The organism is Rhizobium cerradonense (assembly GCF_030182455.1).
GTDB lineage: Bacteria > Pseudomonadota > Alphaproteobacteria > Rhizobiales > Rhizobiaceae > Rhizobium.
In genome coordinates, this window is the sequence record NZ_JAQJCK010000020.1 from 19887 (window position 1) to 42940 (window position 23054).

The 23054-nt window shown below is 59.8% G+C and carries 18 protein-coding genes; 7 read left to right on the forward strand and 11 right to left on the reverse strand.

The annotated features are described in order from the left end of the window. Window positions 1-34: 34 nt before the first annotated feature. Entirely contained in the window at window positions 35-1198 is a 1164-nt protein-coding gene (gene ssuD / locus PH547_RS28575) for an FMNH2-dependent alkanesulfonate monooxygenase (protein ID WP_260304369.1), read from the reverse strand. 448 nt (window positions 1199-1646) lie between these two features. Here ssuD and PH547_RS28580 point away from each other — a divergent pair, with 448 nt between their 5' ends. Then, a complete protein-coding gene (locus PH547_RS28580) occupies window positions 1647-2864 on the forward strand; it encodes an SfnB family sulfur acquisition oxidoreductase (RefSeq protein ID WP_285170051.1) in 1218 nt (405 codons plus the stop codon). 73 nt (window positions 2865-2937) lie between these two features. Here PH547_RS28580 and PH547_RS28585 read toward each other — a convergent pair whose 3' ends face one another. Together PH547_RS28585 and PH547_RS28590 are read right to left on the reverse strand one after the other, a co-directional pair. After that, complete coding sequence (locus PH547_RS28585) at window positions 2938-4146, reverse strand: acyl-CoA dehydrogenase family protein (protein ID WP_285170052.1); 1209 nt, start codon at window positions 4144-4146, stop codon at window positions 2938-2940. Between the two features lie 78 nt (window positions 4147-4224). Continuing rightward, the gene (locus PH547_RS28590) at window positions 4225-5271 is read right to left on the reverse strand and encodes a substrate-binding domain-containing protein (protein WP_285170053.1); all 1047 of its coding nucleotides are present in this window, start codon (window positions 5269-5271) and stop codon (window positions 4225-4227) included. Window positions 5272-5503: 232 nt separating this feature from the next. Between PH547_RS28590 and PH547_RS28595 the strand changes: the two genes are divergently transcribed. From PH547_RS28595 to galE, 6 genes are all read left to right on the forward strand, one after another. Next, entirely contained in the window at window positions 5504-6988 is a 1485-nt protein-coding gene (locus PH547_RS28595) for a sugar ABC transporter ATP-binding protein (RefSeq protein WP_285170054.1), read from the forward strand. Further along, entirely contained in the window at window positions 6985-8037 is a 1053-nt protein-coding gene (locus PH547_RS28600; protein ID WP_285170055.1) for an ABC transporter permease, read from the forward strand. Before PH547_RS28595 ends, PH547_RS28600 begins: the two co-directional genes overlap by 4 nt. 17 nt (window positions 8038-8054) lie before the next feature. Beyond that, complete coding sequence (locus PH547_RS28605; RefSeq protein ID WP_285170056.1) at window positions 8055-9446, forward strand: LLM class flavin-dependent oxidoreductase; 1392 nt, start codon at window positions 8055-8057, stop codon at window positions 9444-9446. Between the two features lie 223 nt (window positions 9447-9669). Then, window positions 9670-10290: a DUF2799 domain-containing protein gene (locus PH547_RS28610; RefSeq protein WP_285170057.1), complete on the forward strand. Its 621-nt coding sequence runs from the start codon at window positions 9670-9672 to the stop codon at window positions 10288-10290. A 302-nt stretch (window positions 10291-10592) separates the two neighbouring features. Further along, entirely contained in the window at window positions 10593-11564 is a 972-nt protein-coding gene (locus PH547_RS28615) for a UDP-glucuronic acid decarboxylase family protein (RefSeq protein ID WP_285170058.1), read from the forward strand. After that, on the forward strand, window positions 11561-12535 hold the full coding sequence (gene galE, locus PH547_RS28620; protein ID WP_285170059.1) for a UDP-glucose 4-epimerase GalE: 975 nt from the start codon (window positions 11561-11563) through the stop codon (window positions 12533-12535). The genes PH547_RS28615 and galE overlap by 4 nt, the downstream gene beginning before the upstream one ends. Before the next feature lie 3 nt (window positions 12536-12538). Here galE and PH547_RS28625 read toward each other — a convergent pair whose 3' ends face one another. The 8 genes from PH547_RS28625 to PH547_RS28660 form a co-directional block, all read right to left on the reverse strand. Then, complete coding sequence (locus PH547_RS28625; RefSeq protein WP_285170060.1) at window positions 12539-13768, reverse strand: glycosyltransferase family 4 protein; 1230 nt, start codon at window positions 13766-13768, stop codon at window positions 12539-12541. Continuing rightward, window positions 13765-14505 carry a class I SAM-dependent methyltransferase gene (locus PH547_RS28630; protein WP_260304379.1) on the reverse strand — a complete coding sequence of 247 codons (741 nt, stop codon included), beginning with the start codon at window positions 14503-14505 and terminating at the stop codon, window positions 13765-13767. Before PH547_RS28630 ends, PH547_RS28625 begins: the two co-directional genes overlap by 4 nt. After that, entirely contained in the window at window positions 14502-15686 is a 1185-nt protein-coding gene (locus PH547_RS28635; protein ID WP_285170064.1) for a glycosyltransferase family 2 protein, read from the reverse strand. The genes PH547_RS28630 and PH547_RS28635 overlap by 4 nt, the downstream gene beginning before the upstream one ends. Before the next feature lie 119 nt (window positions 15687-15805). Then, the gene (locus PH547_RS28640) at window positions 15806-17029 is read right to left on the reverse strand and encodes a glycosyltransferase family 2 protein (protein ID WP_285170066.1); all 1224 of its coding nucleotides are present in this window, start codon (window positions 17027-17029) and stop codon (window positions 15806-15808) included. Further along, window positions 17026-18834, reverse strand: coding sequence for an ABC transporter ATP-binding protein (locus PH547_RS28645; RefSeq protein WP_285170068.1), 1809 nt, complete (start codon window positions 18832-18834; stop codon window positions 17026-17028). The genes PH547_RS28640 and PH547_RS28645 overlap by 4 nt, the downstream gene beginning before the upstream one ends. After that, the gene (locus tag PH547_RS28650) at window positions 18831-19895 is read right to left on the reverse strand and encodes a glycosyltransferase family 2 protein (protein WP_285170069.1); all 1065 of its coding nucleotides are present in this window, start codon (window positions 19893-19895) and stop codon (window positions 18831-18833) included. The genes PH547_RS28645 and PH547_RS28650 overlap by 4 nt, the downstream gene beginning before the upstream one ends. 174 nt (window positions 19896-20069) lie before the next feature. After that, window positions 20070-21077 carry a GlxA family transcriptional regulator gene (locus PH547_RS28655; RefSeq protein WP_285170070.1) on the reverse strand — a complete coding sequence of 336 codons (1008 nt, stop codon included), beginning with the start codon at window positions 21075-21077 and terminating at the stop codon, window positions 20070-20072. Window positions 21078-21119: 42 nt separating this feature from the next. Next, window positions 21120-22991 carry an amidohydrolase family protein gene (locus PH547_RS28660; RefSeq protein ID WP_285170071.1) on the reverse strand — a complete coding sequence of 624 codons (1872 nt, stop codon included), beginning with the start codon at window positions 22989-22991 and terminating at the stop codon, window positions 21120-21122. Window positions 22992-23054: the final 63 nt, after the last annotated feature.

The window sequence follows — 23054 nt, forward strand, 5'->3', positions numbered from 1 at the left end:
CAACCGCAGTTCTACGACCTCTTCCCGTCCCGCCTTACTGCCTTTTGAATGCCGGCTTGTGATCACCGGCGATGGTCTCGCCAAATGGACCGGTATTGACCAATGAACTTGCGGCCTTGACGGGATGGGCAAGTGGCAGATGAGGCAGAACCAGTTCGCCGAAGCGATAGGCCTCCTCCAGATGCGGATAGCCCGACATGATGAAGGTATCGATGCCGATCTCGCGGTATTCTTCCATCCGCTGCTTTATCTGATCCGGGTCGCCGACGAGCGCGGTGCCTGCGCCGCCTCTGACCAGGCCGACACCTGCCCATAGATTTGGACTGACCTCGAGCTTGTCTCGCTGACCGCCATGCAAGCGGCTCATGCGGTTTTGGCCGACGGAATCCATTCGCTCGAACACTTTCTGTGCCTTGGCGATCGTCTCGTCGTCCAGAAATTGAATGAGGTCTTCAGCCGCCTGCCATGCCGCTGCGGCCGTCTCACGCACGATAACGTGCAGCCGGATACCGAAAGTAACCTCTCGGCCCTCCCTGTCCGCCAGCGCTCGCACCTCGGCGATTTTCTTCGCCACCTCTTCCGGCGGCTCTCCCCATGTCAGGTACTTGTCGATAGTGCGGGCGGCGATTTCCTGCCCGATGCCGGAAGAGCCACCGAAATAAAGCGGCGGGTGCGGCGTCTGATACGAAGGATAGAGAACCGAACCGTTTTCAATGTCGAAATGCTTTCCCTTATGGTTCACCGTCTCGCCACGCAGCAGCGCCTTGTAGATGTGGAGAAATTCCTCCGTGATCTCGTAACGCTCGCTATGCGCATAGTGGATGCCATCGCCCTTGTTCTCGACGGGATCGCCACCTGTGACGACATTGATCAGAAGCCGGCCCTCCGAGATGCGGTCGAGCGTCGCCGTCATACGCGCGGCGAGCGTCGGCGAAAGCAGACCTGGCCTCACGGCAATCAGATAGCGCAGCTTCTCCGTCAGCGGCGCCAGCGCTGAGGCAACCACCCAACTATCCTCGCAGCTTTTGCCGGTCGGGATCAGCACACCGTAATATCCAAGCGAATCCGCTGCTTGGGCCACTTGCTTCAAATAGGCGAGATCCACATTCCGCCCGCCGAACGAGGTGCCGAGATAGCGGCTATCGCCGTGGGTTGGCAAAAACCACAGAACATTGACCTTTTCGGGAGCGGAGCTCATCGGGATGTCTCCAGAATAAGCGATTGCGCGCCCAGCAGCCTTGCGACCCCAAACCTTTTCGTAGTGCTCATGTCAGACCCTCGATGCAAGATTTGCCGAGGGTATGAAGCTTCACGCTTAATACATAGAATTAGTGTTCTATTTTATCTGCAAATCGCGGAAGAAGATGGTTCAGGTGAGTGCAATCGAAGCAACGGCATGCCGCGAGCGGAACCAGGCGCGCGAAGCTTGATGCTTTCTCAACGTCCTGCCAAGGGGCGCACGGATCGCAAGAGAGTTCGCGCAATCTCGATGGCCTGCCCCATCGTGCTCCATTGCGCCGCTCAACGTGTCGAACACATGCCGCCGGAGCAAGACTTTCCAAATTGCATTAAAACTATAGAAATTACCGCCTTAAGAAATGCGCTGACTTCGCGCACCTATTACCCGTTATTTCAAGGAGGCCCCCATGACCGTAATAACGGGACGCATAGCGCCTACCCGTCTTGTGCCCACTCGATTGGAAAGCGACGAAGAGGCGATTGCGGCGGCCCGCACACTCGCCGGTCGGTTCGCCGCGAGCGCCGCCCGGCGGGATGCTGATCGCATTCTGCCTTTCGACGAGCTCGATCAACTGTCACAGTCGGGGCTTCTCGCAATTGCCGTGCCCGCCGAATATGGGGGGCTGGACGTGTCGAATTCGGTGCTCGCGGAGGTGACGGCGATCATCGCCGAGGCTGACGGCTCCATCGGCCAGATTCCTCAAAACCATTTCTACATTCTGGAGGCGCTGCGAACGGACGGAACCGAAGAGCAGAAGCGCTTTTTCTTTGGCCGCGCGCTCGCCGGCGACCGCTTCGGTAATGCGTTGTCGGAGCGCGGAACGAAAACGGTTGGTCACTACAACACCCGGATAGTGGGTGACGGCTCCGGTTACCGCTTGAATGGAAGGAAATATTATTCGACCGGCGTGCTTTTTGCCGATTGGATCACAGTTTTCGCGCTTGATGCGGATGACCGGTTGGTCATGGCTTTCGTGCCGAAGGGGACGGAAGGCATAGAAATCGTCGACGACTGGGACGGCTTCGGTCAACGCACGACGGGCAGCGGCACGACTGTTCTCAATAATGTTTACGTCAGCGCCGACGCGGTCGTGCGCCATCACAAGGGGTTCGAACGTCCGACGACGATCGGCTCGGTCGGCCAGATCATCCATGCCGGCGTCGATCTCGGTCTTGCGCGGGCCGCCTTCGCCGAGACGATCAGCTTCGTGCGCACCAAGTCCCGCCCCTGGATGGATAGCGGCGTGGACAAAGCGTCGGACGATCCACTCACGATCGCTAAGGTCGGCCAGATCGCGATCAAGCTCGAGGCTGCAGCCGCACAGGTCGAACGCGCCGGCACCAAGGTCGATGCTGCCCAAATCGAAACGACTGAAGAGAGGGTCGTCGAGGCGACGATCGCCGTTGCCGCAGCAAAGGTGTTGACGACGGAGATCGCCATCGAGGCTTCCAATACCCTCTTCGAACTCGCCGGCACCTCATCCGTGCAATCGGGCCTCAATCTCGATCGCCACTGGCGCAACGCCCGCACGCATACGCTCCACGATCCCGTGCGCTGGAAATACCATGTGGTCGGCAACTATTATCTGAACGGCGTCCTGCCGCCCAAAAACGGTGCTCTCTAATTCCTCCCCGGGCAAACGAAAGCCCCATGCCTACCTTTAGGCATGGGGCTTTCGTTGAGGGCTGAGCCGCCGATCAGCTATAGAGGCTGACGTCCGGAATCTTGTCGTTCAAGACGAATTCGCCGACTTCCTTGGCTTTGTAGAAGACCGGGTCATGAAGCGTATGGGTGCGCACATTGCGCCAAAAGCGGTCGAACCGGTATTTGTCGGCAGTTGAGCGCGCGCCTGTCAGCTCAAAGACGCGAGACGTGATGTCGAGCGAGACATTGGTCGCGTGGACCTTGGCAGCATAGGCTTCGGCCGCCGCCGCGCCGCGTTCGCGGGCGGTGACGGAATGCCCCTTTGCAAGCTCCGTTTGAACGGCTGCGGCAGCACTGTCCGCCAAGGCCGCTGCAGCCTTTAGCGAAGCTGTGAATTCTCCGACACGTTCGAGAATATAGGGATCGTCGGCGGCGTGCTCGACGCCTGACGTGACCCAGGGCCGCGTCGTCGCGCGCACATAGTCGAGCGCTGCCTGCAATGCCCCTTCGGCTGTACCGAGATAGAAATTGACGAAGACCAACTGGATCAGAGGCGTATTGAAGGTCGAAAGCACCGGGGGTGCCGCATCCGGCGCGACTGGCTGGCCGACAAAATCCTCGGCATAGACAGGGAAGTCGCGGAAATCGACGCTACCGCTGTCCGAAAGGCGCTGGCCGAAATTGTCCCAGTCGTCATTGGCGATATAGCCCGGCCGGTTGGTACGGATGGTGAAGCCGACGACCTTGTCGTCCAATGCGGCGTTTGCATTGATGTAATCGGAGACGTGGGCGGCCGTCGAAAAAGTTTTCCGCCCGTTCAGGACATAGCCACTACCGCGCCGTGTTAGAACCAGCCCCGGATCGCGCGGATTGACGGCGGCTCCCCAATAAAGGTTTTCCGCGACCGTCTCTTCGCCGAGCGCCTCGGCGCGCACGGGATCAAGCGCCCAGTAAATGTACTGGCTGTTGACGAAATGATAGCCCAGGAGCTGCCCGATGGAGCTTTCGCCCCTGGCAAGTATGCGCACCAAGCGCAGGCCATCGACCCAGTCCAGCCCGCCGCCGCCGATCTCCCGCGAATGCAGCGCGTTCAGCAATCCGGCCTTCTTGAGTTTGATAATCTCAGCAAGAGGAGGTCGGCCCTCGCGATCGAGTTCAGCGGCGCGCTTGGAAAGATCCGCAGATATCTCAATGGCACTGGCGAAAAGGTCCTTGCGTGTCGTGCCCGGATTGGTCGCGAAAAGGACGTTGGACTGGCTCATGGATAGAGAACTCCCGTTCTATGAAACAAGACCGATGACGGTCGTGCGATCGTCACCGGAAGATCGATCTGGCCGAGCCTAGAAAAGCTTGGCCGGGATCCAGCTTGCGGTTGCGGCGTCGCTGGTGCTGAAAGCCGGGATTTTCTGCGCGAGCTCCTCGATCGTCTTGACGCCGGCTGCCCGCAGCGACTCCTGGGTCAGGAGCGCTGGCTTGACCGAGATCTGGTGGGGAACATCCTGCCCGGCGATCTGCAGCGCCGCGGCACGGACCGAGACCGCGCCGACCACGGCCGGATTGGTCGCGACCGTCGCCACCCAGGGGCTGCCATCCGCGGTGATCTCCTGGATATCGGCGGTCGATACATCAGCCGAATAGATCTTCAATTTGCCGGCAATGCCGAGGTCGGAAGCGGCAAGCTTTACCCCGCGGGCAAATTCATCGTAGGGCGCAAAGACGACGCTGATATCCGGATTGGCCGTCAGCGCGGCCTTTGCCTGGTCGGCTGTGGTCGTTGCCGTCGTATCGCTGACATTGCCGAAACGGGCCTTTTCAACGACGCCCGCATTCTCGGCCTTGAACTTGTCCCAGATCTCGTTGCGGCGATCGAGCGGTGCAAAGCCCGCGACATAGACATAACCGGCATTGAACTTGGTGCCGTTGTCCTTGACGGCCTGTTTCAGGGCGAGGTCGGCAATCTCGTGGTCGCTCTGCTCGACCTGCGGGATTTTCGGATTGTTGAGATTGACGTCGAATGCGACAACCTTGATGCCCTTGTCGAGCGCCTGCTGCACGACGTCGCCGAGCGATTCCGGCAAGCCATGGTCAATGACGATGCCGGACACACCGAGATTAATGGCCTGCAAAATCTGCTCACGCTGTTCGGCGGCATCTTGCCGTCCCGGGAAAACGCGCAGGTCGATGTCGAGAGACTTTGCCTGCGCTTCGGCACCGGCCTGATAGGCCTGGAAAAAGTCGCCTGCCGATATGTAGCTAATCAGCGCAACCTTGACGCCGCCCTTGTCGAAGGGAGCAGGCGCACCGGCAATGCCTCCGGCAACAGCAGCTTGCGTAAACAGGAATGGAATGGCAGCGGCAGACAGAGCGAGCTGTGCGAGGGGTTTCATTGTCGCGATCCTCTTGATCAATCAAATGCGTCGTCTCACGGGTCGGCAGCTCCAGCGACGCAAATTTATTAGATATAAAGCCTATAAATTTAGTAGATTAAATCATCTGATTTTGGCGAAATTGCTAGATTCTTTGTTTCCTTCGGCTGACCGCGGCAGCAAAGCCTTGCCTGGAGATTCGAGGCTCGGCTGAGCAGTATCAAGGCTTCCAAACTCACCGGAATGCCGTTTGATGCCCCTGCTGACAATCGAAAATCTAACGCATAGCTTCGGCGCAACGCGTGCTCTTGCCGGCGCCGGATTGGCGATCGAACGCGGCGAGATCGTCGCGCTGATGGGCGCAAATGGCGCGGGCAAATCAACACTGGTGAAAATTCTCTCCGGCGTGATCGCAGCCGATGGCGGGACGATCAATTTCAGCGGTCAGGCTTTCAAGCCGCGCAGCCCGTCGGATGCAGCGCGCGCCGGCATCGTCACGGTTCATCAATCCACAGATCTGATCGGAGCGCCGGGATTGACCGTCGCCGACGCGCTCATGCTCAACCAATTTGCCGATCGCGGCACCCGCTTCTTCGTCTCGCGGCGCAGCGTTCGGCGCGATGCCCAGGCGATGCTCGACGCCGCCAACATCTCTCTTCCCCTCGATCGCGACTTCGGCGATCTCTCGGCTGCAGACCGCCAGCTCGTGGCGATCGCGCGCGCACTCGCCCACCGCGCCGAACTGCTGATCCTGGATGAACCGGCGGCGAGCCTGTCTCTCCAGGAAAGCCGGCGGCTCTTCGATATCCTCTTGCGGCTCCGCAGCGAAGGGCTCGCCATCCTCTACATTTCGCACCGCACCGCCGATATCGAAGCCATAGCCGATCGCGCAGTGGTCATGCGGGGCGGTCGCGTGGTCGGTGCCTTCGCTCGACCCATCGATTCTTCTGCCGCAATCGAAACCATGATCGGCCGGAAGCTGGATGTCGCACAGGCGGATGCCAGAGAGATGACGGGCCCAATCGTCTTCGGGCTACGTGACGCGCAGCTCCTTCCGACGAGCGAACCCTTCGATCTGACGCTTCGCCAAGGTGAAGTCGTCGCCATTACCGGCGTGCTCGGCGCCGGAAAGAGCCGGTTGCTCTCAACAATCTTCGGTCTCGGGCGATTGGCGGGCGGTGAAATGTTTCTCGACGGCAAGCCGCACCTTCCAAGGTCGCCGGCGGATGCAATCGCTGCCGGCATAGCCATGGCTGCAGAAGATCGTCACCGTTCTTCGCTCATGCCTCCGGCCTGGCCCGGCAACTCCCTGGCCGCGACCATCAGCCTGCCGCATCTCGCCAGATGGTATCCGCATGGTTTCCTGCTCGGCGGCCGCGAGGAATATGAGGCCGAGCAGGCAATCCGTCGCCTCGGCATCAAGGCGGCTGGCCCCCTCGCCTCCGTCTGGACGCTTTCCGGCGGAAATCAGCAAAAGACGGTCATCGCACGATGGGAAGCCGAGCCCAGCCGATTGCTTCTGCTCGATGAGCCTTTCCAGGGTGTCGATGTCGGCGCCCGTCGCGACATCATCGCGGCAATACGATCCCGCACGGATCGTGCAACGCTGATCGCAACATCCGATCCCGAGGAGGCTTACGAAGTGGCCGACAGGATCCTCGTTATGGAACGCCACACGTTGCGGCCAGCTTCCGGCAGCGCGGCCGCCAATACCGTCATTCAAGGAATTTCAGCATGACGACGATCGACAATGACACACCAGCCAAGGTCGCGACGCGCCAGCCGGGAAACGACAGCTTTAACCTCAGCGCAATCGGCGCGTTCCTGCGGGCCGGTGCTGTCTTCATCCTTCTTGCGGCGATGCTCATCGGCTTTGCCGCCGCCGAGCCTGCCTTTATCAATATCGGCAATCTGATGAGCATCCTGCAGGCGGTCTCCGTGGTTGCAATCCTCGGCGCCGGCGTGACCGTGACGCTTGCCGTCGGCGGTTTCGATCTGTCGATCGGCGCTGTCGCCGCGTCGAGCGTGATGGCGGCGAGCTATGCGATGATCGTCTGGCATCTCAATGCCTTCGCAACGGTGCCGCTGGTGCTTGCCTTCGGCGCCATCATCGGTCTCCTCAACGCCATTCTCATCGTTCGCCTTCGCGTTCCAGATCTGCTGGCGACGCTTGCAATGATGTTTCTATTGTCGGGTCTGCAACTTATTCCGACGGCCGGCCGATCGATCTCCGCCGGGCTCATTCTTCCGGATGGCTCCAAAGCGACTGGCGCCTATGATCCCGCCTTCCTGACGATCGGCCGCTACAGCATTGCGGGCACGGTGCCCGTGTCCGTCGTACTGACGCTGGCCGTCGCGTTCGGCCTCTTCGTCCTCACCGAGCGCACCCGCATCGGCCGGCTACTGTTTGCGACCGGCGGCAACGAGATCGCGACCCGGCTGGCAGGCGCCTCGACCGTGAGGCTGAAGACCCTTGCCTATGTCATCTCCAGCACGCTGGCGTCCCTCGGCGGCATCATCATTGCCGCCCGCGTCGGCCGCGGTGACGTTTCCTCCGGCGGATCGTTGCTGATGGATTCGGTTGCGGCAGCTTTGATCGGCTTTGCCGTCCTCAATCTGCGCCGCCCCAACGTACTCGGGACGATCGTCGGTGCCGTCTTCGTCGGCGTGCTCCTGAACGGCCTCACCATGCTGAACGCACCCTATTACACGCAGGATTTCATCAAAGGTGCCGTGCTCGTAGGAGCCTTGGCGCTGACTTACGGCCTCGGCCGCAGCAATCCTTAAATCCGAGGAGAATCAATATGACCCGAGAAATCAGGCTGAACGCCTTCGATATGAATTGCGTCGGACATCAGTCGCCAGGGCTTTGGAGGCACCCGCGGGACAGGTCCTGGACATACAAGGATCTCGATTACTGGGTACATCTGGCAAAGACGCTGGAACGCGGCAAATTCGATGGCCTGTTCATAGCCGATGTGCTCGGCGTCTATGACGTGCTGAATGGAAACGTCGATGCCGCGCTTCGCCATTCGGCGCAGGTGCCGGTCAACGATCCGCTGCAGCTCATTCCGACCATGGCTTATGAGACCGAACATCTCGGCTTCGGGCTGACGGCCTCGCTCTCCTTCGAGCATCCCTACACGTTCGCGCGCCGGCTCTCGACACTCGACCACCTGACCAAGGGACGCGTCGGCTGGAATATCGTGACCTCCTATTTGAACAGCGGCGCGCTCAACATCGGGCAGCCGGCACAGACGAACCACGACGATCGCTATGATCTCGCCGAAGAATACCTCGAGGTCTGCTACAAGCTCTGGGAAGGTAGCTGGGAAGACGATGCGGTCGTGCGGGACCGCGAAAAGGGCATCTTCACCCATCCGGAAAAAGTGCATCCGATCCGTCACTCCGGAAAGTATTTCAATGTTCCCGGCATTCACCTGAGCGAGCCGTCACCGCAGAGAACGCCGGTGCTCTATCAGGCTGGCGCCTCCAGCCGCGGCAAGGATTTTGCCGGGGCGCATGCCGAATGCATCTTCGTTGCCGCCCCCTCCAAGCCTGTGCTGAAGCGCTATGTCGCAAATGTCCGCCAGGCGGCGGAACGACTTGGCCGAAATCCGAGGGACATACTTGCCTTCAATCTGCAGACCGTCGTCCTCGGCGAGACGGATGCGGAAGCCCAGCGCAAATTCAACGAATATCGAAACTATGCGTCTTTCGAAGGCGCGCTGACGCTGATCTCGGGTTGGACCGGCATCGATTTCGGCCAGTTCGGCCCGGACGAAGTGCTGCGTCACCGCCATACCAATGCTGTCCAATCGGCCGTAGAGACCTTCACGACGATCGATCCGAGCAAGGAATGGACGGTCCGAGAAATGGCCGATTGGGTCGGTGTCGGCGGCTTCGGGCCGGTGTTCGTCGGCTCGCCTTCGACGGTCGCGGATCTCATGCAGGAATGGATCGAGGATACCGACGTTGACGGTTTCAACCTCGCCTATGCCGTAACGCCGGAAAGCTTCGAGGACGCCGTGGATCTGCTGGTGCCGGAGCTGCAAAGGCGCGGCGTCTACAAGACCGATTATCGGCAGGGAACGTTGCGCGAAAAACTCGGCGGTAGCGGGCCACGGCTCGTTGCGCCGCATCCGGGAGCGAGCTACCGCAATCTTCGTCCGACCTTTGCTCAATCGGCCGAATAGTCCCCTCGCAACACGGCAAGATCGCCATTCAGATCGCGCTGCGCAGGCTGATTCAGAAAGGCGGCGACCTCCTCCTATTCGACCTGACTATCTGCAGGAGATGGCCGCTGTAGTTTTGACACGTAAAAACCACAGAATTGCCAGATTCCAGCCATGGCTGCGGTGACAGGTGGGATTTTCGCAGTTACGGTGTGCTCCATTATTTTAGCCCTAATGGATCACTATGTTTCGCTTATTACTTTTACTTGCAGCCATCGGCTGCAGCCTTTTTCTGGTTTCCTGCAATACTCTTTCCAAGGAGGAATGTATTGCCGCCGACTGGCGGGTCATCGGTGAGACCGATGGGGCGGCGGGATATGATCCGCAACAGCGCTTCGCCGCCCACGCCAAATCCTGCGAGAGGGCCAAGATCGTGCCCGACCAGACGATCTGGTATCAGGGTTATCAGACAGGCCTCGTCCGTTACTGCACGCCGATGAGCGGGCTTGCGAGCGGACAGGCCGGCAGCGCCTATGCCAATGTCTGCCCGCCGGCGACTGCGGCAGGATTCCTGCGGGGCTATGGGCTGGGCAACCGGCAGCACTCGCTGCAATCGCAACTGAGCTCCATGCAGGACGACCAAAGATTCAAGGAATCCAACATAGACGCCCTTTCAAGGAAACTCAGGGAGGCAAAGGATCAGGACAGATCGGATTTGCGTCGACAGATCGAGGACCTGGAAGACCAGCTTCACGATACCCGCCGCAATCAGCGCGATGTCCAGGATCAGCTTGACCAGGTGGCCCGCGATATCGAGTGGTTCCAGCGCAATCCGGACGCGCCGCTGCCGGTACAGGGATATTGAGCCGACCAAAACGGCAACGCCACGGCTTGAGAAACTTCGCTCTGCCTCAGACTAACGTCCGGTTCATTATAGGACCTTCGTCCAAAGACAACAATCTTTGGTCCTAACGCCATAGATTATACCTACCGCTGCGCCACGTCTCCCCGGCGATGGAAGCGGCGGGCAATCCGACCGCCTTCGTAAAGCGTTGGAGAAGGGTCGAGAACATGAACGACGTCCTCAAGAACAGCATCGTCGCCCTGGTGCTTGCCATGGTTTCCGCCGGCGGCAACGTCACCGAACTAGCTGCGAGATAATCGGCCATGCAAACGAAGCGAATCCTAGTGACTGGTGGTGCAGGCTTCCTCGGATCGTTCCTGTGTGAACGGCTTTTGCGGGAAAAACATGAAGTTATTTGCGTCGATAATTTCTTTACGGGACGCAAAAGTACCGTCGCGCACCTGCTTGACGACAGGTCTTTCGAGATCATCCGCCACGACGTTACCTTTCCCCTCTACATAGAGGTCGATGAAATTTACAACCTCGCCTGCCCGGCAAGTCCGGTTCACTACCAGTTCGATCCGGTGCAGACGACGAAGACCAGCGTCCATGGCGCGATCAACATGCTGGGCCTCGCCAAGCGGGTCGGCGCAAAGATCCTCCAGGCCTCCACCTCCGAAGTCTACGGCGATCCCGAGATCCATCCGCAACAGGAGGATTATTGGGGCCGGGTGAACCCGATAGGACCGCGCTCTTGCTACGACGAGGGCAAACGCTGCGCCGAGACCCTGTTTTTCGATTACTGGCGACAGCACCAGCTCCGGATCAAGGTGGCGCGCATCTTCAACACATATGGCCCAAGGATGCACCCCGATGACGGTCGTGTCGTTTCCAACTTCGTCGTGCAGGCGCTGCAGAACAAGCCGATAACCGTTTATGGCAATGGCCAGCAGACACGCTCGTTCTGCTACGTCGACGACCTCATTGACGGCCTGGTTCGTCTGATGGGGACGAAGGACGAGATCACAGGCCCGATCAATCTTGGCAATCCGGCGGAATTTACGATGCTGGAGCTTGCCAATCTCGTCATAGAACTGACTGGAAGCCGATCGACGATAAAATACTTGCCCTTGCCTGCCGACGATCCCAGGCAGCGGCAGCCGGACATTGGCTTCGCCATGCGCGAGCTTGGCTGGAAGCCGAAGGTCCAGTTGCGGGGCGGGCTTGCCAAAACGATCGCCTATTTTGACGACCTGCTTTCGTCGGACCGCTCACAGCAGGTCGCCGCGGAATGAGCACTGTCCTAGTCACAGGCGGAGCCGGTTATATCGGATCGCATTGCTGCAAGGCTTTCGCCGAGGCGGGCTGGTCGGTGGTAACCTACGACAATCTCTCCCGCGGCTGGCGTGAAGCGGTCAAATGGGGACCGCTCGTCGAGGGCGATATAGCAGACGCCGAGACAATGGCGGCAGCACTGCGCCAGTACCGACCGGATGTGGTGGCGCATTTCGCCGCCTATGCTTACGTCGGCGAATCCGTCGAATTGCCTGAACTCTACTACCGGAACAACACTTTTGGGACGTTGGTGCTCATCGAGGAGATGCTCAAGGCCGGGATCGACAGGCTGATCTTTTCAAGTACCTGCGCTTCCTACGGCATTCCGGTGCGCACCCCGATCGACGAAGAGCATCCGCAGTGGCCAATCAATCCCTATGGATGGTCGAAATTCATGATCGAGCGGATGGTAGAGGATTTCTCGCGTGCGCGCGGCCTTAATGCGGTGATGCTGCGATATTTCAATGCAGCCGGCTGCGACCCTGATGGCGAGATCGGCGAACGGCACGAACCTGAGACACATGTCGTTCCGCTCGCCATAGAGGCGGCGATCAAACCGGGTCGGACCTTTACCATCAACGGCACCGATTTCGACACACGGGACGGCACCGCCATCCGCGACTACATCCACGTCAGTGATCTGGCGCATGCCCATGTCCTTGGGGGTGAAAAGCTATTGCGGGACCGAGGCGTGCATGTCTACAACCTCGGTACGGGCACCGGAACGACTGTCAAAGAATTGGTCGACGCCGTCGGCCGCGTTTCCGGACACAAACTTCCCGTTGCCTATGGTCCCCGCAGACCCGGTGACCCGCCGGCGCTCGTCGCTGCGGCCGGCAAGGCAGAGCGGGAGCTTGGATGGGTGCCCAGGCATTCCGATATCGACACCATCATAGAGACGGCGCTCGCCTGGTATCGCAGTCGGGTGTGACCCTTACCTTCGGGGCTTTGTCAGAAAATCATCGAGAGCGGCACCGACCGCCTCGATCGAGAATTTTTCTGTAACCCGTTTCCTGGCCGCCGTACTGAGTTGTGCTCGAAAGGCTCTATCGTCTTTCAATCTCGCAAGGGCCTGCGCAATTTCCTCTGGCCGCTCCTGCCCCACCATCAGGCCGCCGGAGGCCTCTCCATCAGCCAGAATGTCCGGCAAACCCTGCGCGTCCGTGGCGACGACAGGAAGGCCGCAGGCCATTGCCTCCAATGGCGCGACCGGCATGCCTTCGATGCGCGAGGCCGTGACGTAGGCATCCGCGGCCGAAAGCCAGCGCCGGATCAGGGGCCGGTCGGTCGTATAGCTGGAAAGCCATTGCACATTCGACAGGCCGCTTTCGCCAAGAAGCCTTGCAAACGCCTCGCTGTCCTGGCCCGAACCGATGATCACCAGCTCGCCGGCTGAATTGTCGGCAAAGCGCGCCCAAGCCTTCAGGAGAACATCGAGCCCCTTGCGGCGGATATCAATGCGCCCGTGATTGAAGACGATGAAACCATCCTGCGGCAAGCCAAGGCTTGCTCGCGCCTCCACGCGGTCCATCGCCCGCCATTCCCCGGTATCCAGCGGATTCGGGATATTCGCGATGTCGAGCGCAATGCGCGGATAAGCCTTGGCGAGGCGGTCGCGTTCCGCAGAGGAAGCGACGATGAGGCCGGAGCACGCGCGCAACGAAAGCTGCCGCGCAACGGCCTCGATCCAGGACAGCGTACGATCTCCGCCCTGGAAGCTGGCGTAGAGAGGGACCTTCATGCGGCGCGCCAGCCATGCAAGCGCATCAAAGCGAATATATTCATATTCCTGGGCAAGCAGCACATTGCATCGGGAGCGGATGAGTATCTCGCGGAAGGCTGCGAGCGGCGTCGCGGCCCAGCGCCGCAGGCTAGAGGCGGCGGGAGAATGGCCCTGCCGGGACCGCCTTGCCGGGGCGACCCAGATAGGCGTGCCTGTGCCGGAATGCACGTAGCATTCAATTCTGCTCACCCGCTCGGATGCGCAGACAATGATGGGCTTGTGGCCCACCGAGCTCAGCGCGGCGGCATAGCCGAATAGCCAGCCTCCCGTCATCCGCTCGACGAAATCCTGGAGCTCAAGCCCAATCGGCTCGAGAAATTCCTCGATCACGTCACCCCAAGGAAAGAGGGCGATCACCCGCGGCGTCCGATGACCGGTCATTTGCGCCAGGCGAATGCTGTCTCGGTACCCCGCGTGGAGGGCCGGTGCATCAGATAACCAATGGCCGTTACAGGAGCCGCGAGCGCATAAAGAACTTTGCGGCGGCGGCGTCCGAGGTGCGAAAACGAGACGTCATGGAAGAACGCCGTCGCGGGATTGATGAACGTGGCACGCCGTTCCGGCGGCCTGTCGAAAAGAGCTGTGAGTTCCGGGTCCTTATACCCACGCCTGACATGCCCCCACTCGCGCATCAACTCGCTCTCATGCGGGCAATGGCGTTTCATGGCTCCGAAATAGGGATAGTGCCATTTGGATTCAGGGGTGGAGATGAGGACATATCCGCCCGGCCGCACTACCCGCAACGCCTCATGTGCGGCGAGGCGATCGTCCCTGATATGCTCCAGCACGTCGAACAAGGTGACGATATCAAAGCTGCCGTCGGCGAAGGGCAGCGAACAGGCATTGCCGCAAATGAAGGTCGATCTCGCCCACGAGGGCTGGTGCTCGCCCAGTTCCGGGTCGATGTCGAGCGTGACGATCTCTGCTTCCGGGTAGAGAATGCTGGCAAGGCCGCTGCGACCGCCGCCGATTTCCAACACCCGTCCGAAGCCGCCGGTTTCGGTCGGGGCGACACGATGGATGGCGCGCATCTTCTCACGATAGAAGAGGCCATCCGTCAGACCATTCGGATAAGGGTTCCCAGACAGGAACCGGCCAAGCGGCGCCTTCTTGATCATTTCGCCATTCCCTTCGCATCGGCGGCTACACGCATTGGTATCCGCCGCTTTCTCCAACCGAAGCGCAGAAGAAACGGCAGCCCGGCCCACCATCCCCGCATTTCTGAGGCCAAAATTCCGAGCCTGCCCGGCTGACCCTCGAAAAGCGTTTTGACGAACGTCTTCAGGAAGTAGACCGGCAGTTGCTTACAGATGCGCACGATGTTTCCACGGTCGCCGAAATTATCGTACTGCACCACAAGCGCCGCCACATGGCCCTTCATGTAGGCGCTCATTTGCCGCTTTAGGCCCGGCCAGTCGCTTCGATGGTGGTGGAAGACGACGGCCCGCGGTTCGTAGAGGCACGCCCCGCCGGTCGCCAGAAGCCGGTACCAGAGTTCTGAGTCTTCGGAGCACCCCGCAGCTCCTGCGCCGAGGCGTTCGTCGAACAGGCCGACCCGCTCGAATACGGATCGTTGAAAGGCCATGTTGGCGCCTGCGCCCATCTTCCACACATGCGCCCCGCTCGGCCGCGTCTCTTCAAAGAAGCGACTGTCGAAGGTGAGCGGCACGAAAGTGGTCCCGAAGCCGCCCATGGTGAACTGAAAGCAGCGTTGCGCTGGTGTGTCGAGGCGCGCCGGCAGCACCAGACCAGTGAGCGCATCCACATCCCGGTCCGCAAAGGCGCGCGCGATCTCTGCGGTCCAGCCGGGATGGACTTCGACATCGTCGTCGGTGAAGGCGACAATATTCAGCCGGCTTGCACGAATTCCCGCGTTTCTGGCACGGCTCAAGCCAGCCTGCGGCTCATGGACATAACGAACGCCAGGGAACTCTCCGCACACGCCCTTGGCATTTCCGTTGCTGGAATTGTCGACGACGATAATTTCCCCCGGGGCGCTGCGCTGTGCTGCCACGCTGCGAAGGCAATCAGCCAGCGCCGGACCGCGATCGCGCGTGCAGATCACCACGGAGATGTCATGCGCCGAAGCGGAAGACGCGGTTGCGAACTCATCGAGGCTTCCGATCAGAACTTCCGCTTTCAGCGCGGCCTCGAGCGAGAGTGCGCGCTTGGGCCATCCTTCGTAGGTGGCGCGCAGCGGTGCGCTAAGACTGATGCTGCGCGCTTCCAGTTGCGCGGCTGCATATTCGGCGGCGAGTTGGCGCAACTGAGGGATTCCGTAAGGCAGCTCATCCTGCAAGGATGCACGTGTTCCAAGCGGCAGGTCCTTCCACCAGAAGATGGACAATGCTGGCCCACTCTCGGCGCCGGCATTGGCAGCGGCGAGATCGATATGCCGCACCTCAAAGCGCTCTTTCATCATGGGTTGCGCTCCCGGATCGCCTGGATGCGTGCGCGCGAGCGGTCGTATTCGCCCGCAAGGCCGTAGATTCCGCCCCACAGCTCTGCCATGCCGAAACGCAGCTCGTGGCCGCGCAACCGTCTTGCGGCGCGAGCAAGCGCCTTCAACTGGTCGTAGAACCACCAACGGACCATGGCGCGATGCTGCGCGCGCATTTCATCGTCGGTGCGATAGCTTTTGACGAGAAATGCCATCATGCCGAGGCCCCACGTCCAGTATTGTCGCCTGAGCTGCAGAATGGTTTCGCGATGCTCGTGATAGACTGCGTATTGCGGCTCATAGATCATGGGGCGGCCCGAACGCAGCACGCGGTAAAAAATGTCGAGATCGCCGCCGCCAGGCAGCGGCGCTCCCGTATCAAGCGCTTCATCGAAGCTGCCAAGCTGGATCAGCAGCGCGCGATCGAAGGCCATATTGCAGCCGGCACCGAGAGTGCCGGACCCGACGGGATGGAGTGGATTGTCGAAACGGGTTCTGTGAAACTCCCTTCGAGCAAAGCCGCGGCCAAACCCTCCTCGTCGTTCGAAAAAGATCTGCGCCTCGGTGTCGAGGCGATATGGCAGCACCAGGCCCGTGAAACCGCCGACGCCAGGATTCTCACGACAAGCCTTGGCAAGACCTGCGAGCCAGTTGCGGTCCACCACGACGTCGTCATCCAGATAGGCGATGATATCGCCCCTGGCCGCATGAAGGGCCGCGTTACGGGCAAAATCCAGTCCCGCCTTCGGTTCGAAAACATAACGGACATCCCTGAAACCCGCGACGGCCTCGCGTGTAGCCGCATCCACCGAAGCATTGTCGACCACGACGATTTCGACGAATTGGAAGGAATGATCGCCTCGAACCCGATCGAGCGAGCTTAGCAGCCGGGAAAGACGCTGCGCGCGATCCTTGGTACAGATCGCAATGCTGAGGCTCGGCAGCGCCGGTTCCTCCACCGGCTGCCGTTCTCTCAGCTCCTCTTCCAGCTTTGCAACGACGATGCGCCCGGCAAAGCGCTCGTCGGCAAGCGCTTTCAGCCTTTCGACCGTCATCACCGATCCGGCCGATAGTTCGATCATTTCGAACCCAATCAATCGTCCCTGCCAACGGGCGATGAGGCCGACCCCGTTCTGCTCGGTCGAGAGCTCGATCGGCGCCAACGGTTCCGACAGTTCGATGTCAGTAAGCTTGTAGCTCATCGATTAATTTCCATCGTCGCGGCGCGGCCGTGTTGAAACTCGTGCAGCCGGGAAAAATGGCCGCCTCGTTTGAAGAGCTCTGCCGGCGAGCCAGTCTCGATTACGCGACCCTTCGACATCACGATGATCTGGTCGGCGGCCTGAATGGTCGAAAGCCGGTGAGCGATCACGACAACGGTGCGGTTATGCGAGTATTCGTCGAGCGCGAGCTGAAATGCCTGTTCGGTCTCGACATCGAGCGCGTTCGTGGCCTCGTCCAGCAGCAGAATATCGGGATTGCGAAGCATGGTCCGGGCGAGCGCTATGCGCTGCCTTTGTCCGCCCGACAGACGCATCCCCTGGTCGCCGATGCGCGTCTCATAGCCATCTGGAAGCAATCGGATGAAATCGTCCGCCTTGGCGATCTCGGCCGCCTTGCGGATCTCCGCCCTGCCGGCCTCAAGGTCACCATAGGCAATATTGGCCGCGATCGTGTCGTTGAAGAGATGGACTTCCTGCGACATGAGCGACAGGCGCCTTCGCCAACTACGGAGTTCGAATTCTGGAAGGCGCACCCCATCTGCGACGACCTCACCGGACGTGGGATCCATGAAACGAAAAAGCAGAGCCATGACCGTCGATTTGCCTGCACCCGACTCTCCGACGATCGCCGTGGTTTTGCCTGCGGGAACGCTGAAGGAGATGCCCTGCAGGGCCAGCGGCTGGTCGGGATCGTAGCGGAAGGAGACGTTCCGAAACTCGACGGCCTTGTTGAGCGCTGCCGCCGGTAGAAGCCCGTGGGTGAGAAAGGGCCTCTCCGTCCTGCGGAGAAAATCATCGACGTCGTCGATGCTGCCGGCAAGTCCATCCAGTGCGATCTTCGACTGCAGCAGTTCCCGGGTCGGACCTTGAAGACGGTAGAGCAGCGATAGAAAGGCGGCCAAGGCGGCAATGCCGACGTCTGTCGACTGAGCTATGAGAACGAGAGCGCCGATCAGCATCGTGATCGATATTTCCGAGACCGGTGCAGGAGTAGCCCATAGCATGTCGAGTTTCAGGAGACGTCGCCGCACCGTGTCTGACGTCTGCAGGAAGCGATTGCGTTCATAGTCTTCCTGGGCGAAAGCGCGGATCAATTGCAGCGCGTTGATGCTTTCCCACATCCTGAGGCCGAACTGCTTGTTCTCTTCGACAACGGCCTTGCCGGTCTCGTCGGCGCGGCGCGTCGCCAGGCGAATGGCCATCGCGCCGAAAAGCAGAAACATCATCGAGAAAAACGTCAGCCGGACGGAAATCAGGAGCATCAGCAGAACAAAAACGACGAACGTGCAGAAACAGATCATCAATCGATAGGCAAGGCTCAGTCCCTGGCTGACCTTCCAGGTGTTGTTGGCAATCGTCGTGATGATGTCCGAACGCTTGTTCTCGACCCTGTAGTCGATGCACGAGCTTATCGTCTGATCGAAGACCTTCGCCCGCAATTGATGTGCGACCAGACCGTCCACGTACCGGGTCACCCAGGTGTTGATGAAATGGACCACATTTTTGAGGAGGATGGTGAAGCACAGAACTGCGACCAGGAACGCCGTTAAATGGTGTTCGGGAATGGACGCCAGCAGTTGGCCGAAAATCGCCTGCCATCTGCCCGGCTGCGGCGTCAAAGCGCCGAGGCTCTGAATGAGAGGAATGAAAAGGAAAAGACCGGCACCCTCGAGGACCGCCGCGGCCAGCCCGAGCCCTACTATGGTCGGTCCAGCCCAGGCAGGTGCCGCTGCCAGACGGAAAAGCCGTCGCAAGCTCGTGAAGAATGGCGCGACGACCATCATCGGATCGTTTCCATATAGAGAGGGCGAAACTTCCCGTTCTGGCTTCGCAAGCGCTTCAGCCGAGCCTTGATCCAGTGGGGAACCAGCCTAGCTCGACAATACACATTCAGCATGTTGGGCATGCTCGAAATCGCCAGGCGTGGTTCTAACACCAAGAATCTCTTCAACAGATCACAGCCATCGAAAAATCGCCCGCCGACGAAACCCCTTACGGCGAGCCAATGGATCATGTCGGCCAGATGAGCGTCTAGGTCGGTGCCATACCCAGGATATTTCTCGCGAAATTCATCCAAAACGATTTCGCACGAACGAAGCATCTGCATGACATCGCTGGACATGTTCGTGTTAGTCATGCGGTAGCCCACAAGATGTTGCGGCACCACGCGAAATTCGTAATTCTCCGCAACTCTGAGGCACATCAGCAGGTCCTCGCAGCCTTGAGCCTTGCGCGCCCTCAGCGAGGGGTCGAATCCGCCTGCCTTTTCGAACGCGGAACGACGCATGAGCATCGAGCTGCCATTGCCGACGAAATTCTTTCTGCACATGCGCTGGAGCACATTTCCTTCGGCGGTCGGCCGATTGTAGAGCGAGAATACACGACTATCCTCGTCGATGAGCGCGAACCAGCAGTAGGCCAATCCGGCCGACGAGCCGCCCCTCTCAAGCGCCTCCCGCTGAAGCCCGATCTTCGACGGCGCCCATAGATCGTCCGCATCGACAAAGGCCAGAAACTCCGCGTCGGTCGCAGCCGCACCATTGTTGCGTGCTGCCGCGACGCCGCTGTTGGACTGATGGATGATCCGGATCCGCCGATCCTGCTTCGCATGAGCGGCCGCGATCGATGCAGAACTGTCCGACGAACCGTCATCGACAATGATGATGTCCAGCGCCTCATGGGTCTGCCGACAGATACTGGCCAAGGTCGCGCCGATCGTTCGTTCGGCATTGAACATTGGCACTACCACCGCAACGGTGGCACTTCGCTCACTTGCCACAATCAATGCTGCCCCTGACAACGGTGTCGGCAAATCCAGTGACGCCGCCGACGGAACCTGCAGCAAGCACCGGGGCGAGGACGCCGTTTTTGAGGACGCCGTTCATGTTCATCCAGCTTCTCCATGCCTGACGAAGGCGGTGGGATACCCCCGCCGCTTCCATCGCCGGAAAAAGCTGGCGCAGCACCAGGCATAATCTATGGCATTCGGACTAAAGATTTTCGGCTTCAGACATAAGTCCTATAAGGAACCAAGACCTTGGTCTGAGGAAAAACGACTATCTGCCATCGATTTCCGGCGCTCTTCGCTGGGGCTATGTCCGAACAGGCGACGGTAGGCGCTGCCGAGGTGCGATGCCGACACGAAACCACAGCGAAGGGCAATTGCTGCAATAGTCTCGGAACTCTCTTTGATCAGTCGGCGAGCCGCGTTCAGCCGGACATTGAGATAGAAGCGCTGCGGCGTCATTTCGAAATGCTGACGCCACAAGCGCTCCAACTGCCGACCGGAAAGATTGCTCCTTTTCGCGATGTCGTCGATCGGAACGATGTATTCGAGGTTCTGCTCCATGATGCCGATCGCGGCTGCAAGGCGGGCGTCGTGTATATCGTAGCGCCATTGGATCGCCATCCTCTGTTGCTCTTCCGGCCCTCGGATACGGGTGTGCAGAAACTGCTCGGCCGTGTCGGCGGCGAGCTGAGCTCCGTGGTCACCCGATATCTGAGCTAGCATCAGATCGATTGCGGCGGTACCGCCCGCGCAGGTCCAGCGGTTCCCGTCCCGGACATAAAGCTCGCGGGTGACTTCGATGTCTGGAAACTCTTCGGCAAACTGCGGAAGGGATTCCCAATGAAGGGTACACCGCTTGCCGGTCAGCAACCCTGCCCGCGCAAGTATGAATGTGCCCGTACTCAACGCTCCGATAGGCATCCCGCTTACCGCAAGTTTCCGCAGGAATTGCAGGATCGGTTTTGGTCGCTTGCTTTCGATATCGAGGCTGGCGACAACGAACAATCTATCGAGCCGCGGGGCCTCGCTGATCGAGATAGTGCGCGTTTCAAAGCCGCTGCTCGAGGTAATTATACCGCCTTCCTCCGAGAGGAGGCACCAGTCATATAGCTTGCGACTGGCTAACCTGTTCGCTGCGCGGAGGGGTTCGCTCGCCGATGCGAGCGCCATCATGGAAAACTGCGGAAGAAGTAGCAATCCGACGCGTATCGGATGTCCTTCATCGATACCCTGCTGCATCATTCCCGCCGGACGCCTTCTCCCCCGCCAATTCATCCAGTGTCAGGCAGAACGGATCGCCCGGTCAATGTCCTTGATGAGCTGGTGGAAGATGGGATTGTCGGTCTGGTTCTGCTGGCCGTGCATCATGCCCTCGATGATAAGCGGCTCGCCACCTGCGCGGCCGGGATAGAGCTTCTGTAGGCGGATCGACTCTTCAGGCATGTGTAGAGTGTTCTGAGCGCCATGCACGATGAGTGCCGGCGGAAAGCCGCTGGCGCCATTGAGGCTCTTCTCAGGGTCGAAGCCTACATACTCCTTATAGGACTTCGCCGTCACATGACTGCAACCCGGCCAACGATCGACCCCGCCAATCTCGGTGTATCCGCCGAGCTGGCGATCGACATATTCCTGCGTGTCGGTATCGAGCGGGTAATAGCCGAGTTTGGTCGCCTCGGTTCCGGTGTCGAACGGCGGGATCGCCGCATCGTCCGCCAGCCTCTTGATCGCAGCGTCCGCACCCGACTTGTCCGCCCGAAGATCCTGAAGGGCTGCAATGCTGGTGTAGTTCATAGGCACCCAAAACGCGATCTGCTCCTTGCCCTGCTTGGCCAGTTCAACGACTGCCGCAAGGCTGACGACCGAACCCATCGCCCAAGACGCGACGACGGGCATTGAACCGAAGTTTTCCCTCGCCCACCGCACGGCAGCCAGGACCTCGGCCGTCTGATCGACAAGGCTGACATTCGTTACGGTGATACCGTCTTTCTTCGCAGTGTTCCGCACATCCCTGTTGGTGAAGAACCCCGCGACATCATAGGTCATCACCCGATAGCCGCGCTCGGCCAAGGCCCGGCCAAAAAGCTGGCCATACATCGAAACGCCGCCCGTAAAACCGGAGTTGAAAACCACCGGCGGCAGGCTCCTGTCCGGTGAAGCCGGCTGAAACACGCTGCCGGCCAGATTGATCGTCGCGTCATTGTACGCAACGGGAAATGTGATGTTTTCGACGATGATGTCCGTCATGATTTCACTTTCTTCTGGACAAGGGAAAAGGTCGTTCGCCGCAGCGTTCAGCAGCCGAAAGACAGGTATGTCAGTGGCGGCACTCACCGCCGAAGCGAGCGTCTCCGAGAATTTGAGCGCCGACACAGAATCGAAGTGGCTTGTAAAACTGTGGCCTTGGCTGCCCGCCCCAACGTGCGGAGCGTCGCTGGCCGAGAGCAGAACGCGGTTCGCTCCGACGGTCGCGATGATTGCCGACACGAAAGGAACGACATCATCGATATTGGTCGAAGTCCGGTATCCAGGCCCCTTGAACCACACGTTTCCCCTGCGCTTGGCCTCCTCAAGCAAGGCGTGATAGCTGGGCTCGTCAGCACCGCGCTCGGCATGGCATGAGCCGAGGTGATCGATGACGACGCGGATTGTCTCCGGCATTTGGCGCAGCACTCGCAGGTTCGTCTCCGCCTCTTTGGCGTAGATGTGGACGTGTTGTTGCACCCGGAGCCTGCCAATGAGCGCGACCCAATCATCGCTGCGATAGGCGCGATCCGATATGCTTTCCGGCGGAGCATCGTGAAGAACGATCCTGATCCCAAAAACATCGGGATGGGATAGCCGTTCGACGGTCGCGTAGGCCGGGTCGGCCTTGATCGTTCCGACTAGCCGGACGTCTCCGTATCGTTCCGGCCATTTTGCCCTCAGCGCTGCCATCTCATCGAACGACGCGAAGACATTGGACGAATCCGGCAAAATGCTGAGATGCACGTTGTTCAGGAGTTTTGGATGAAATCCGGCGCTCGCCAGGTCGGCAAGATAGTCGGATAGCGAATGGGGTGACGGCAGCGAATAAGGGAGCTGTCCCTCCACAGCCGCAAGATCGGAGGCTGTGAGGAAATGAACGTGCCCGTCGATGGATAGATTTTCTGTCACGACGATCTTTCTCCCCTGTTGGGAGCAAGATATCGCGACAACACCAAGGTGATGCCCTGACTA

Coding starts and splice junctions, on each gene's coding strand:
- PH547_RS28655 (WP_285170070.1), bottom strand. CDS start 21,077: ATGCAGCAGGGTATCGATGAAGGACATCCGATACGCGTCGGATTGCTA.
- galE (WP_285170059.1), top strand. CDS start 11,561: ATGAGCACTGTCCTAGTCACAGGCGGAGCCGGTTATATCGGATCGCAT.
- PH547_RS28610 (WP_285170057.1), top strand. CDS start 9,670: ATGTTTCGCTTATTACTTTTACTTGCAGCCATCGGCTGCAGCCTTTTT.
- PH547_RS28600 (WP_285170055.1), top strand. CDS start 6,985: ATGACGACGATCGACAATGACACACCAGCCAAGGTCGCGACGCGCCAG.
- PH547_RS28625 (WP_285170060.1), bottom strand. CDS start 13,768: ATGACCGGTCATCGGACGCCGCGGGTGATCGCCCTCTTTCCTTGGGGT.
- PH547_RS28605 (WP_285170056.1), top strand. CDS start 8,055: ATGACCCGAGAAATCAGGCTGAACGCCTTCGATATGAATTGCGTCGGA.
- PH547_RS28590 (WP_285170053.1), bottom strand. CDS start 5,271: ATGAAACCCCTCGCACAGCTCGCTCTGTCTGCCGCTGCCATTCCATTC.
- PH547_RS28595 (WP_285170054.1), top strand. CDS start 5,504: ATGCCCCTGCTGACAATCGAAAATCTAACGCATAGCTTCGGCGCAACG.
- PH547_RS28645 (WP_285170068.1), bottom strand. CDS start 18,834: ATGATGGTCGTCGCGCCATTCTTCACGAGCTTGCGACGGCTTTTCCGT.
- PH547_RS28615 (WP_285170058.1), top strand. CDS start 10,593: ATGCAAACGAAGCGAATCCTAGTGACTGGTGGTGCAGGCTTCCTCGGA.
- PH547_RS28580 (WP_285170051.1), top strand. CDS start 1,647: ATGACCGTAATAACGGGACGCATAGCGCCTACCCGTCTTGTGCCCACT.
- ssuD (WP_260304369.1), bottom strand. CDS start 1,198: ATGAGCTCCGCTCCCGAAAAGGTCAATGTTCTGTGGTTTTTGCCAACC.
- PH547_RS28585 (WP_285170052.1), bottom strand. CDS start 4,146: ATGAGCCAGTCCAACGTCCTTTTCGCGACCAATCCGGGCACGACACGC.
- PH547_RS28640 (WP_285170066.1), bottom strand. CDS start 17,029: ATGAGCTACAAGCTTACTGACATCGAACTGTCGGAACCGTTGGCGCCG.
- PH547_RS28630 (WP_260304379.1), bottom strand. CDS start 14,505: ATGATCAAGAAGGCGCCGCTTGGCCGGTTCCTGTCTGGGAACCCTTAT.